Origin of the sequence: Ruegeria sp. HKCCD6428 (assembly GCF_013110595.1) — a bacterium.
GTDB lineage: Bacteria > Pseudomonadota > Alphaproteobacteria > Rhodobacterales > Rhodobacteraceae > Ruegeria.
Genome location: NZ_WVQX01000017.1, coordinates 1 through 11,738, shown reverse-complemented (window position 1 = coordinate 11,738; position 11,738 = coordinate 1). Strand labels below are relative to the sequence as shown.

Sequence of the window (11,738 nt, the reverse complement as noted above, 5' to 3'; positions counted from 1 at the left end):
CGCTCAAGAGCGCGGTTTTCTAAAACGGTGTTTCGCTGTTCTCAGCCCTGACGAGCTTTGAACTTGCGCTGCGTCTTGTTGATAACGTAGACGCGGCCTTTGCGACGCACAATACGGCAGTCGCGGTGCCGATTCTTGAGCGAGCGGAGCGAGTTCTTGACCTTCATGGTCTGTCTCCAATCTGCGGCGCCTTCATCAAGGACGTGGCCAGCGCCTGGGTTACTCGGGTGTCCCGGATCTCCGGAACAGTGAAATCATGGTGGGCGGTACAAGGATCGAACTTGTGACCCCTTCGATGTCAACGAAGTGCTCTACCGCTGAGCTAACCGCCCACTTTCCCTTTGCGTGCCCAGCCCCATAACGAAATGGGGCGCGGAACCCCGCGCCGGTAGCGGGGTCTATAAAAGGAGTCGCAAAGGGGTTCAAGGGGTTTGGTAGAACTATTTTCCGGTCTATGTTGATTGCGAACATGGAGGGATCATGCAGAACGCAGCCTTTGTATTGGATATGCCTGAAAACCGTAGTTCATGCGTGGTTTTTTCATCTCCGCATAGCGGGCGGAATTATCCAGAAGCGTTTTTGAAGCGGTCCGTTCTGAATCAAAGCGTGATTCGATCCTCGGAAGACGCCTTCGTGGATCAATTGTTTGCTGCTGCGGCCGAGAATGGCGCGCCTTTGATCAAAGCGACCATGCCACGCGCCTATCTGGACCTGAATCGCAGTCTGGACGAACTGGACCCGGCGCTGATCAGCGGTGCCCGCAGGCATGGGCACAACCCCAGGGTCGCATCAGGGTTGGGTGTGATACCCCGCGTTGTGGCCAATGGACGGGCAATCTACAGCGGCAAGCTGACCATGGACGAGGCGCGGCTGCGCATCGACACCTATTGGCGCCCCTATCATGCACGTTTGAAATCCCTGCTGGCCGAATCACACGAGAAATTCGGCCAGGCCATACTGGTGGATTGCCACTCCATGCCGCATGAGGCGGTGGCCATGGCTGGTACGACCCGAAACAAACGGCCCGAGATCGTGCTGGGTGATCGGTTCGGTGCTTCGGCCTCGTCTGAAATCGTGGACCTCGTCGAATCGGCGTTTGCTGCGGCAGGTCTGAATGTTGTGCGCAATGCCCCGTTTGCGGGGGCCTATGTGACTCAGGCTTATGGCCGCCCCACCCGCCAGCAACACGCGATCCAGATTGAAATCGACCGGGCCTTGTATATGGACGAAGAAAAGATTGCGCCGAACGCCAATTTCATGACGTTTTCGAAACTCCTTCGGCAGGTGGTGCGCGACATATCCAGGATCGGTTCCAAACCTCATCGTCTGGCGGCGGAATGAAACTAGCGCAAAGCACGGCCCTTCACGATTGCTTCCGGGCCGAACCTCTGGCGGATCTGGTCGGTGGCCCGCTCGGCTTGTGATCTGCGGTCGGCGCCGGGATCAAGCAGGTCGCCGGAGATGTCAGCCTGATCCGCCGGGCACAGGTCAGACAGGCCACACCCCAACAGGCGGTACGGCCCCTGATCTCCCACCTGATCGAAAAGCCCTTTTGCGGTGCGATAAATCCTGTCCGCGATCTGCGTTGCGTCCCGCAATGATACGCGCCGTGTCAGAACCTTGTGATTGGCTTTCTTCAGCTTCAGCGTAACGACCCGGCCAGCCAGATCCTTGGCCTTGGCCCGGTCCGAGACCTTCAGGGCCATGCGCCACAAATGTCCGTCCAGAACATCAATATTGGCGGTGTCCTCGAAAAACGTGGTCTCATTGCTGATGGATTTCATCGGTTCATGGGCTGAAACGCGCCGTTTGTCCTGACCCCGTGCCAGATGCCACAGGCGATACCCCATCGAGCCGAAACGCGCAGTCAAAGCCTCCTGATCCCAACGCAGCAGGTCGTTGAAGGTTCGAATCCCTGCCCGATCCAGTGATTCCTGCGCGGCGGGGCCAATGCCCCAGATCAACCTTACGGGTTTGTCATTCAGAAACTCTGCCGTCTCTGCCTTGCCGATCACCGAAAACCCGCGGGGCTTGTCGAGGTCCGAGGCAACCTTGGCCAGAAATTTGTTGTGACTCAGCCCGATGGATCCTGTCACGCCCAGTTCATCCTTCATGCGTTTGACCAGGCGCGCGAGCATGACGGCCGGGGGGGCTCCGTGCAGCCGTTCGGTGCCGGACAGGTCCATGAAAGCTTCGTCCAGCGACAGGGGTTCGACCACTGGTGTCAGTTCGTCCATCATGGCGCGGATGTCCCGTGACACCTGGGCATACACGGACATGCGTGGTTTGATCACGACGGCATCGGGGCACAGTTGCAACGCTTTGAACATGGGCATGGCGGATCGCACACCGCGAATTCGGGCCACGTAGCATGCCGTGGACACAACACCGCGTTTGCCGCCGCCGATGATGACAGGCTTGTCTGCCAATTCCGGATTGTCCCGCTTTTCCACCGAAGCATAGAAGGCATCGCAATCCATATGCGCGATGGACAAATCAAACAGTTCGGGATGAGACTTTACCCTGGGGCTGCCGCAGGCCGTGCAGCGCCGTTCGTTCGTCAAAGGGGTCAGGCAATCTCGGCAAAGACCGGGCATCTGCGTCCTCGTGTGTTCCGCAGTTGTCTTGGGGGTTCTTTATATCATCCAGTGATATCGATCAAAGATCATTCAGAGAAAAGAAACCCCCCGCGCTTCGCGGGGGGAAGTAACGAACCTCAGGAAGAATAGGTTCGTTGGGGAGTAAATTCCCTTAAGAATCGCTAAGATTTTCGGGCTGAGATAGGGTTAAGCGCGCTTTTCAAAAACTCGCTTTTTGAATGTGTGTTTTCTGGCACAGGGACGATTTGGCGCGGATTCGCGAAAAATTGACGTAAGGTCAACCTGTTGCGGCGGTTTTTTCAGCGTGAATCCCTGTTGAAACGATGATCCTGCTCATCTCGTTTTCAGAGAATTTAACTCGGTCAAAACGGCCGCGGCCGCGGATTTCGGATCTTCGGCCTGATAAATGGGGCGGCCAACTACGATATGATCCGCCCCGCCCTGGATGGCGCTGGCAGGTGTGGCCACACGTTTTTGATCGCCCAGTGCCGCGCCTGCCGGACGCACGCCGGGGGTTACGATCAGCCGGCCCGTCGCCTGGGGTAGGGCGCGGATCAGGGCGGCCTCCTGCGGGCTGGCGATCACGCCATCGGCCCCGGCCTCGAAGGCGTGGGCGGCGCGTTCCACCACCATGTCCTGAACGTCACCGGCCTTCATCATGCCGGCATCCAGGTCGTCGCGGTTCAGCGAGGTCAGGATGGTCACCGCCAGGATTTTCAGATCCTTGCCCGCCGCGCCTTCCTTGGCGGCGCGCACCACATGCGGGTCGCCATGCACGGTCAGGAAATCCAGATCGAACTGCGCCAACCCCCGCACCGCGTTTTCCACTGTGTTGCCGATGTCGAACAGCTTCATGTCCAGGAAGATGCGCTTGCCGTGTTCCTGCTTGAGCTCATTGGCCAGTGCCAGCCCGCCGCCTGTCAGCATGCCCAGGCCGATCTTGTAGAACGACACGGCGTCGCCCAGCGTCTCGGCCAGCTTCAGCCCTTCCAGCGCGTTGGGGACGTCGAGGGCGACGATCAGGCGGTCATCGGCGGTTTGGGACATTGTTTCGGCCTTTCAAACTTGACGGGATCGGCGCTTCTGTAGAGCGTGTGACGCATTGAGACAAGAAAAGACGCAGGAAAATACGGGATGATACGGTTGGGTGTGTTGGCCGCGGCGGCTGTACTGGTCGGGGCGGGCGCGGTCTGTGCCGGTGACACGGATTGCGGCGAGGCCCGACTGGTCGGGCGGACGTCTAGGACAGCGGGTCGGCGACCGCGATCGAGAGTTTTGCACAGATCTACGTCGATTGCCCGATCTATTCGCAACTGGCGCGCGATCTGCTGGTTGGGTTGACCGGCGAGACCCCTGCGCCGGCAAAGGCCGACGACCCCAAGGAACCGCAACGGCGCCTGCGGGTTTCCGACCTGCGCCCCCGGCCGGACCCCGACCCTGACGATCCACCGCAGGACCCCGACTATTCGGACGGAGAGTATGACTGCCTGATGGCCGCTGCCGCTCCGGGGCAGTAGCCCTATCTCGACGGGGTAAAATGGGCCGACATGGACGCCGAGAATGCGATGGCGATCTGTGCCGATCTGCTGCTGAAAGACCAGGATGTCGATGCCGAGGTCGCCGCCGCCTTTGGCCGGGCGCTCATGAAAGGTGGCAAGCTGGAAATGGCGCTCGAGTTTTCGGAACTGGCCGCGATGGAGGGCAGCGGGCTGGCGATGAACACGCGCGCTTCGCTCTATAATGATGGCGAGATCGTTCCCACGGAACACGAGACCGCGTTTGCCTGGTACTTGGCCGCTGCCGAAACCGGTCTGCCGATGGGGATGCACAACGTCGCTTATGGCTACGAGAACGGGAAAGGTATTGCGCCCGACATCGACAAGGCGCTGTACTATAATGAAAGGGCCGCATTCTTCGGATATGAGCCGTCTCTGCTGCACCTCGGCGTAATCTATCGCGAAGACACGCATGTCGCACGCGATATGCAGCGCACGGTCGACTATCTGAAGATGGCGGCCCGAAACGGCAGCGCCGATGCCGCGGCGCGTCTGGGCTATATCCACGAGATCGGCGAGAACGGCTACTCCAAGGACATCGAACAGGCGCTGGATTATTATTTCCAGGCCGCCAGGCAGAACAATGTCGTGGCGCTGCACAATCTCGGGTCTTTGACCTATCACGGGCGGGACGGTGTGCCACAGGACACGGAAGCGGCCCTTTGTTCTGGGGCAGGGCCGCAAAGCTTGGCGATGTGAAATCGCAGCGCAAATTCGGCCGGTTGCTCTATGAAATCGGCGATGTCGAAGAGGCGCTGAGGTTTCTTCGCCTCGCGGCCGAGCAGGGCGATGACGAGGCGCAAAAGCTGATCCGGCAGATCGAAGGCGGTTGACGCCCACGGCTGACAAAGGAGCCAGCGGTGTCCCCGCTTTGTCCCAACTGTGTTATGGTGCTGCCATTCTGAAACGAAAATTGCATCAAGGGGACAGACCATGAAGCACCTTGTTCCGCTGGCCGTCGTCGCCACGCTGGCCGCCTGCGCCGACACGCCGCCACAGACCGAAACAGGCGCCGCGCCGCCCCCGACCAATGATGATTTGAATCTTGTCCGCGGCTATCGGTCCGAAGATGACTGGTGCCAGTTGACCGGAGAAACCGCCTTTACCGGCAATTTCCTCGACCACACCGCCGACCTTGTATCCTGCCCCACGGGCAGCGCCGCCGCGCAGTCGCTGGTCGAGACGAGCGATGCCCAGCAGGTGGCCGAAACCGGGGGCTACACTGTCTATACGATTCCGCGTGGTTGAGGCGTTTTTTCACTCTCTAGCCTCTTGAAGCGGCGGAGAAGTTTCCCAGATTGAGGTCAAGGCCCGGACCATTGCGTGCTGCCAAGCGGGCGCAAATTCACCGGGCGCTTGGAAAAGGAGAATACCATGGACTTGAACAAGTTCACCGAACGTGCACGGGGGTTCGTGCAGGCGGCGCAGACCATTGCGCTGCGTGAGGGGCACCAGAGGCTGGAGCCCACACATATACTCAAAGCATTGATGGATGACGATCAGGGGCTGGCAAGCAATCTGATCACACGCGCGGGCGGCGCGCCGAACCGCGTGGTCGAGGCGCTTGACGCAGCCATGGGCAAGATACCGAAAGTCAGCGGCGATGCCGGCCAGATTTACATGGACGGGCAGACGGCCAAGGTTCTGGACGAGGCCGAAAAGATCGCCACCAAGGCGGGCGACAGCTTTGTGCCGGTCGAACGCGTGTTGATGGCGCTGTGCATGGTCAATTCCAAGGCCAAAGAGGCGCTGGAGGCGGGTGCCGTATCTGCGCAAAAGCTCAACGAAGCCATCAACGATATCCGCAAGGGGCGCACTGCTGACACCGCAACGGCGGAAGAGGGCTATGACGCGCTCAAGAAATATGCCCGCGACCTGACCGAGGCCGCGCGCGAAGGCAAGATCGACCCGATCATCGGCCGCGACGAGGAAATTCGCCGCGCGATGCAGGTTCTGTCGCGCCGCACCAAGAACAACCCGGTTCTGATCGGTGAACCCGGCGTCGGTAAAACCGCGATCGCCGAGGGCATGGCCCTGCGCATCGTCAACGGCGACGTGCCGGAATCGCTGAAGGACAAGAAGCTGCTTGCGCTTGACATGGGGGCGCTGATCGCTGGTGCGAAATACCGTGGTGAATTCGAAGAACGCCTCAAGGCTGTTCTGACCGAGGTGACCGAGGCCGCCGGTGAGATCATCCTGTTCATCGACGAGATGCACACGCTGGTTGGCGCGGGCAAATCGGATGGTGCGATGGATGCCGCCAACCTGATCAAGCCTGCGCTTGCAAGGGGTGAGCTGCACTGCATCGGTGCGACCACACTTGACGAGTATCGCAAATACGTCGAAAAAGACGCGGCCCTTGCGCGCCGCTTCCAGCCGGTGATGGTTCAGGAACCGACGGTCGAGGACACGATCAGCATTCTGCGCGGTATCAAAGAGAAGTACGAGCTGCACCACGGCGTGCGCATCTCGGATTCGGCGCTGGTGTCGGCGGCGACCCTGTCGCATCGCTATATCACCGACCGGTTCCTGCCCGACAAGGCCATCGACCTTGTCGACGAGGCGGCGTCGCGTCTGCGGATGGAGGTGGACTCCAAGCCCGAAGAGCTTGATCAGCTGGATCGTCAGATCCTTCAGATGCAGATCGAGGAAGAGGCGCTTAAGCTGGAAGACGATGCGGCATCGAAGGATCGCCTGGAAACCTTGCAGAAGGATCTTGCCGAACTTCAGGAAAAATCCGCCGAGATGACTGCGCAGTGGCAGGCCGAACGCGACAAGCTGGCTGGCGCGCGGGATTTGAAGGAACAGCTCGACAAGGCGCGGGCCGATCTGGAAATTGCCAAGCGCGAAGGCAACCTCGCCAAGGCGGGTGAGCTGTCCTATGGCATCATCCCCGAGCTTGAGAAAAAGCTGTCCGAGGCCGAGAATGCCGAAAGCAACGCCATGATGGCCGAGGAAACGGTGCGTCCGGAACAGATCGCCAGTGTTGTCGAACGCTGGACGGGCATCCCGACCGCCAAAATGCTGGAAGGCGAACGCGAGAAACTGCTGCGGATGGAAGAAGAACTGCATTCGCGCGTGATCGGTCAGGATGCGGCTGTCACCGCTGTTGCCAATGCAGTACGTCGTGCGCGAGCCGGTCTGAATGACGAAGGTCGTCCACTTGGCTCGTTCCTGTTCCTCGGACCGACCGGCGTGGGTAAGACCGAGCTGACCAAGGCCGTGGCGAATTTCCTGTTCGATGACGACAACGCGATGGTGCGCATCGACATGTCCGAGTTCATGGAGAAACACGCGGTCGCCCGTCTGATCGGTGCCCCTCCGGGCTATGTCGGTTATGACGAAGGTGGTGTGCTGACCGAAGCCGTGCGGCGCAGACCCTATCAGGTCGTGCTGTTCGACGAGGTCGAAAAGGCGCACCCGGATGTCTTCAACGTGCTGTTGCAGGTTTTGGACGATGGCGTTCTGACCGATGGTCAGGGCCGCACCGTGGACTTCAAACAGACGCTGATCATCCTGACGTCGAACCTTGGGTCTCAGGCGCTCAGCCAGTTGCCCGAAGGTGCGGACAGTTCACAGGCCAAGCGCGACGTGATGGATGCGGTCCGGGCACATTTCCGGCCCGAGTTCCTGAACCGTCTGGACGAAACGATCATCTTTGACCGCCTCAAGCGGGCCGATATGGATGGCATCGTCGATATTCAGATGGCACGTCTGCAAAAACGTCTGGCTGCCCGCAAGATCGAGCTGGCCCTGGATGACAGCGCCAAGGAATGGCTGGCCAATGAAGGCTATGATCCGGTCTTCGGTGCCCGCCCGCTGAAACGCGTCATACAGCGCGCCTTGCAGAACCCGTTGGCCGAAGCTCTGCTGGCCGGGGAAATCAAGGATGGTGACGTCGTTCCGGTCACCGCCGGGCCCGATGGTTTGATCATCGGCGATCGTTTGGGAACTTCCGAGCGACCCCGCCCGGACGATGCCGTGGTGCATTGATCTGACACCGTGAACTGAAAGGCCCGCTTTTTTGGCGGGCCTTTTTCATGTCGGCTTTCCATAGCCTTTGTTCAGATAATCACTGAGGACCTTCATCCAGACCTGCGCTTTCTCCATTGGAAACTGGGCCGTGAACCTCAGCTTCACAATACAGTTGTCCACGACGCCGACTGCCAGAAGTTCGGACAGGCCATCCGATGCCTTGGCCTCGGCCCGATACGGCAACACCTGCGACGGATCACGCAACTGATAGGCGTTGATTTCGCTAAGCTCGGCACCGCGCCGCGCAGCTATTGCAGCGATATCGTGTGCAGCTTGCTTGAAGCTTTCAAGGGCCATTTCGGATGAGACGTCCCTTTGTTGATGGTCATAGAAGAAAACCGTGATCTTGGAAGATGGGTCTGCGAAAGTGGTGGAATAGCCGAGGCCCGGATGGCTGTCTTCATAAACTTCAGACCCGATCTGGTTCAGATCGCTCAGGACCTGCGGCGCGCGCTCAAACAGCTTTTTGCACGATTGCACATCAGCCAATGCCGGTCCGCACAGCAAAGACAGAGAAACAACAAGTGGTTTGAGCAACATGGAGGCAGGGTGTCCCAAACAGATCAAGAATGCACGAAGTCTTGGTCTGCAACTTTGGCAGAAGTTTGGCTCTGCCGGAAAGATGGCCGGGCGGGCGTTGGTCAGCCGCCCGGGAATTCGTCAGACCAATGCAAAGATCCGGGCCGGCCCGCCGGTGCCGCCTTGGTGCTTGGGTGCGCCGATCACCAGCGTTGCACCCGACGCAGGCACGCGATCCAGCCCAGCCAGACATTCGATCCCGAACCGGCCTGACGGCAACCACGCGTAATGTGTCGCGAAATCTGCGGACATGCCGTGATCGAGGGACAGGGTATCAACGGCAATTGATCGTGCTCCTGTCTCCTCCATCAGCATCTGCGCGGCTTCAACGTGGAATCCCGGGTAATGCTGCGCTTCGCCGTCGAAATTGCGGAACTCATCCGTGGCGGTTTTGCCTGCCCATCCGGAATGCATCGCCACGCAGGCACCATCAGGGATATCACCATTGGCCGCAATCCAGGCTTTCAGATCGTCCGGGGTGACGCGCGTGTCAGCGTCTTCGGCCGCTCGGGCGGCGATGTCCACGACGCATAAGGGGGCGACCAGATCCGTGACGGGGATTTCATCAACCGACGTCCCATCCGCCGAAAAGTGAAGCGGCGCATCGATATGCGTGCCCGTATGTTCGTTGATTGAAAGGTTGAACAGATTGAAGCCGTGATCAGCAAAGTTGAATGCTTGCTCGGCGGAAATGCCGGGTTCGCCGCCCCATGTCGGGAAATCCGGGCTCAGCGTATGGGTCATATCTTCGACACCGCCATGCCCGGCTGCCAGTGCTGCCGGCGCGACGGCCCCGGTTGCGGCTGCTGCAACACCCGAAGCGGCGGCAGCTTTGAAGAACCCGCGACGAGACAGCATCTTGTCTTTGACGGCATTCATTACGCAGATATCACACATTTTTCTTCCTCCCATTGCGGCCAAAAGGCTGCAATCGCAGCCTTGCCTCGCGTTCGGCTTGGCGTGGCGCCCGTCTGACAGAGTGCAGCCTTGCGCCCGCAATTGTAAAGTTTTGTACCCGTGTTCTGACGGTAATCCACTAAAACCGCGGTTTTCCGCCGGGCTCCAAAAGCTCTCTAGTCTATGGTTTTCGGTGCTGAAAACGTTACTCGAATGCTCAGTCACATCGGAACGTTACAATCACTTCGCTCAATCGTTACGCCTGTTTCCGTGGCTCTGTGCTATCAGCACACTACGTCAATAGCGACCACTGAAGATGACGGAGACCCACATGGCGCATCGCTGGACCAATACTTTGACACATGCCGACGTCACCCCCCGGGCGGCGTTCCTCAACCGGCGGCAGGTTATGGCCGGGCTGGCAGGTGTCGGCCTGACTGCGATGGCCAAACCGGCGGCAGCACAGGATGGGTTGGAGCCGAACACGTGGGAAGAGATCACCACCTACAACAACTACTATGAGTTCGGGACCGGAAAAGATGACCCGGCGAAATATGCTCATACGCTGGTGACCGAACCCTGGAGCGTCACGATTGACGGTCTGGTCGACCGCCCCGGCGACTATGATTTTCAGGCCATCCTGTCCGGGATGACGATAGAGGAGCGGATCTACCGCTTCCGCTGTGTGGAAGCCTGGTCGATGGTAATTCCGTGGAACGGGTTTGAGCTGGCCGACCTTCTCAATATGGCGGGCGTGCAAGACGGCGCGAAATATGTGGCTTTTGAGACGGCGTATCGCCCGGACGAGATGCCGGGAACGCGGTTTCCCGTTCTCGATTGGCCGTACCGAGAGGGCTTGCGCCTGGACGAGGCGATGCACCCTCTGACAATCATGGCAACCGGAATTTACGACCGCCCGATTCCCAACCAGAACGGTGCGCCTTTGCGTCTGGTCGTTCCTTGGAAATACGGCTTCAAATCGATCAAGTCGATCGTTCGGATCACGCTTACAAAGGATGAACCGCCCACCAGCTGGAACATGTCCAATCCACGCGAATACGGGTTCTACAGTAATGTGAATCCCAACGTGGACCATCCACGCTGGTCTCAGGCTTCCGAACGCGAGATCGGGGGCGGGCTTTTCGCGTCACGTAAGCCGACCCTGATGTTCAACGGCTATGAACAAGAGGTCGCCAGTCTTTACGAGGGCATGGATCTGGCCAAGAACTATTAGAATCATGCAGTCGATTAACCAGACACTCCGCCGTATTCCGGTATGGGCGATATATCTGCTGGGGGCGTTGCCCGCGCCCTGGCTGTTTTATCTTGGCCTGACCGGTGGTCTGGGGGTCGAACCGATTGAGGCGTTGGAGCACAGATATGGGGAACTGGCCCTTCAGTTGCTGATTGCCGGTCTGGCGGTCACACCCCTGCGCCGGCATGTCGGTCTCAACCTGATGAAGTTTCGCCGAGCGATCGGGGTGCTCACTTTTGTATACGTCGCGTTGCATCTTCTTGTGTGGCTGGTTCTGGATGTGCAGCTTCCCAGCCAGATCTGGGCGGATATCCTCAAACGCCCGTACATAACGGTCGGCATGACGGCGTTCCTTCTTCTGCTTCCGCTGGCGTTGACCTCCAACAACTGGTCGGTGCGCCGACTGGGACTGCGCTGGCGCAAGCTGCACCGCCTTGTATACGCGGCCGCATTGTTGGGGGCGATGCATTACCTCTTGCTGGCAAAAGGTTTTCAGATCGAGCCGCTTGCTTACCTGGCTGCCATCATCGCCCTGCTTGCCCTGCGCCTGCCGATTCCCAACCTGTCTTTCCGGTCCAACAGGGCCGATTCCGCCTGACTCGGACATGAGTCTGTGGGTAATCATGTGCATAACGCGCTGAACCGGGAATTCTGACCTGCTTTTACATAGTTATCGGCGGTAGCGCGCTTGGTTGTCCTGAATTAAGCATCTGTAATTGTTGGATAAATGAGCTTTTCAAGAATTTCTTCTGTTTTTGTGTATTTTCTGCTTGCGGGATTTGTTTGTTATACTTAGAACCCCCTTCACCGGCGCTG

General features: G+C 59.0%; 13 protein-coding genes and 1 tRNA gene. 8 read left to right on the top strand and 6 right to left on the bottom strand.

Annotated elements, in window-relative coordinates:
• Window positions 1-41: 41 nt before the first annotated feature.
• Both ykgO and GS620_RS21460 read right to left on the bottom strand, forming a co-directional pair.
• The gene (gene ykgO / locus GS620_RS21465) at window positions 42-167 is read right to left on the bottom strand and encodes a type B 50S ribosomal protein L36 (RefSeq protein ID WP_008755722.1); all 126 of its coding nucleotides are present in this window, start codon (window positions 165-167) and stop codon (window positions 42-44) included.
• Between the two features lie 90 nt (window positions 168-257).
• Window positions 258-332, bottom strand: a tRNA-Val gene (locus GS620_RS21460).
• Between the two features lie 148 nt (window positions 333-480).
• Between GS620_RS21460 and GS620_RS21455 the strand changes: the two genes are divergently transcribed.
• Window positions 481-1,341: an N-formylglutamate amidohydrolase gene (locus tag GS620_RS21455; protein WP_171617690.1), complete on the top strand. Its 861-nt coding sequence runs from the start codon at window positions 481-483 to the stop codon at window positions 1,339-1,341.
• 2 nt (window positions 1,342-1,343) lie between these two features.
• On the opposite strand, the gene GS620_RS21450 is transcribed toward GS620_RS21455, so the two are convergent.
• Entirely contained in the window at window positions 1,344-2,597 is a 1,254-nt protein-coding gene (locus GS620_RS21450; RefSeq protein WP_171120609.1) for a DNA polymerase IV, read from the bottom strand.
• A gap of 336 nt (window positions 2,598-2,933) precedes the next feature.
• Window positions 2,934-3,647, bottom strand: a complete 714-nt coding sequence (gene pyrF, locus GS620_RS21445) for an orotidine-5'-phosphate decarboxylase (RefSeq protein ID WP_171120607.1) — start codon at window positions 3,645-3,647, stop codon at window positions 2,934-2,936.
• 290 nt (window positions 3,648-3,937) lie between these two features.
• On the opposite strand from pyrF, the gene GS620_RS21440 reads away from it, so the two are divergent.
• From GS620_RS21440 to clpB, 5 genes are all read left to right on the top strand, one after another.
• Window positions 3,938-4,117, top strand: coding sequence for a hypothetical protein (locus tag GS620_RS21440; RefSeq protein WP_171206305.1), 180 nt, complete (start codon window positions 3,938-3,940; stop codon window positions 4,115-4,117).
• 30 nt (window positions 4,118-4,147) lie between these two features.
• A complete protein-coding gene (locus GS620_RS21435) occupies window positions 4,148-4,855 on the top strand; it encodes a tetratricopeptide repeat protein (RefSeq protein ID WP_171617689.1) in 708 nt (235 codons plus the stop codon).
• Complete coding sequence (locus GS620_RS21430; protein ID WP_171617688.1) at window positions 4,852-4,989, top strand: hypothetical protein; 138 nt, start codon at window positions 4,852-4,854, stop codon at window positions 4,987-4,989. The genes GS620_RS21435 and GS620_RS21430 overlap by 4 nt, the downstream gene beginning before the upstream one ends.
• Before the next feature lie 100 nt (window positions 4,990-5,089).
• Window positions 5,090-5,404: a hypothetical protein gene (locus tag GS620_RS21425; protein ID WP_171617687.1), complete on the top strand. Its 315-nt coding sequence runs from the start codon at window positions 5,090-5,092 to the stop codon at window positions 5,402-5,404.
• A 126-nt stretch (window positions 5,405-5,530) separates the two neighbouring features.
• A complete protein-coding gene (gene clpB, locus GS620_RS21420; RefSeq protein ID WP_171617686.1) occupies window positions 5,531-8,149 on the top strand; it encodes an ATP-dependent chaperone ClpB in 2,619 nt (872 codons plus the stop codon).
• Between the two features lie 45 nt (window positions 8,150-8,194).
• On the opposite strand, the gene GS620_RS21415 is transcribed toward clpB, so the two are convergent.
• Window positions 8,195-8,731, bottom strand: a complete 537-nt coding sequence (locus tag GS620_RS21415) for a hypothetical protein (RefSeq protein ID WP_171617685.1) — start codon at window positions 8,729-8,731, stop codon at window positions 8,195-8,197.
• Window positions 8,732-8,851: 120 nt separating this feature from the next.
• On the bottom strand, window positions 8,852-9,667 hold the full coding sequence (locus tag GS620_RS21410; protein WP_171120595.1) for a cyclase family protein: 816 nt from the start codon (window positions 9,665-9,667) through the stop codon (window positions 8,852-8,854).
• 331 nt (window positions 9,668-9,998) lie between these two features.
• Between GS620_RS21410 and msrP the strand changes: the two genes are divergently transcribed.
• Both msrP and msrQ read left to right on the top strand, forming a co-directional pair.
• On the top strand, window positions 9,999-10,901 hold the full coding sequence (msrP, locus tag GS620_RS21405) for a protein-methionine-sulfoxide reductase catalytic subunit MsrP (RefSeq protein ID WP_171617684.1): 903 nt from the start codon (window positions 9,999-10,001) through the stop codon (window positions 10,899-10,901).
• A 4-nt stretch (window positions 10,902-10,905) separates the two neighbouring features.
• The gene (msrQ, locus tag GS620_RS21400; protein ID WP_171617683.1) at window positions 10,906-11,520 is read left to right on the top strand and encodes a protein-methionine-sulfoxide reductase heme-binding subunit MsrQ; all 615 of its coding nucleotides are present in this window, start codon (window positions 10,906-10,908) and stop codon (window positions 11,518-11,520) included.
• The last annotated feature ends 218 nt before the right edge of the window (window positions 11,521-11,738 follow it).

Coding starts and splice junctions, on each gene's coding strand:
- ykgO (WP_008755722.1), bottom strand. CDS start 167: ATGAAGGTCAAGAACTCGCTCCGCTCGCTCAAGAATCGGCACCGCGAC.
- GS620_RS21455 (WP_171617690.1), top strand. CDS start 481: ATGCAGAACGCAGCCTTTGTATTGGATATGCCTGAAAACCGTAGTTCA.
- GS620_RS21450 (WP_171120609.1), bottom strand. CDS start 2,597: ATGCCCGGTCTTTGCCGAGATTGCCTGACCCCTTTGACGAACGAACGG.
- pyrF (WP_171120607.1), bottom strand. CDS start 3,647: ATGTCCCAAACCGCCGATGACCGCCTGATCGTCGCCCTCGACGTCCCC.
- GS620_RS21435 (WP_171617689.1), top strand. CDS start 4,148: ATGGACGCCGAGAATGCGATGGCGATCTGTGCCGATCTGCTGCTGAAA.
- GS620_RS21425 (WP_171617687.1), top strand. CDS start 5,090: ATGAAGCACCTTGTTCCGCTGGCCGTCGTCGCCACGCTGGCCGCCTGC.
- clpB (WP_171617686.1), top strand. CDS start 5,531: ATGGACTTGAACAAGTTCACCGAACGTGCACGGGGGTTCGTGCAGGCG.
- GS620_RS21415 (WP_171617685.1), bottom strand. CDS start 8,731: ATGTTGCTCAAACCACTTGTTGTTTCTCTGTCTTTGCTGTGCGGACCG.
- GS620_RS21410 (WP_171120595.1), bottom strand. CDS start 9,667: ATGTGTGATATCTGCGTAATGAATGCCGTCAAAGACAAGATGCTGTCT.
- msrP (WP_171617684.1), top strand. CDS start 9,999: ATGGCGCATCGCTGGACCAATACTTTGACACATGCCGACGTCACCCCC.
- msrQ (WP_171617683.1), top strand. CDS start 10,906: ATGCAGTCGATTAACCAGACACTCCGCCGTATTCCGGTATGGGCGATA.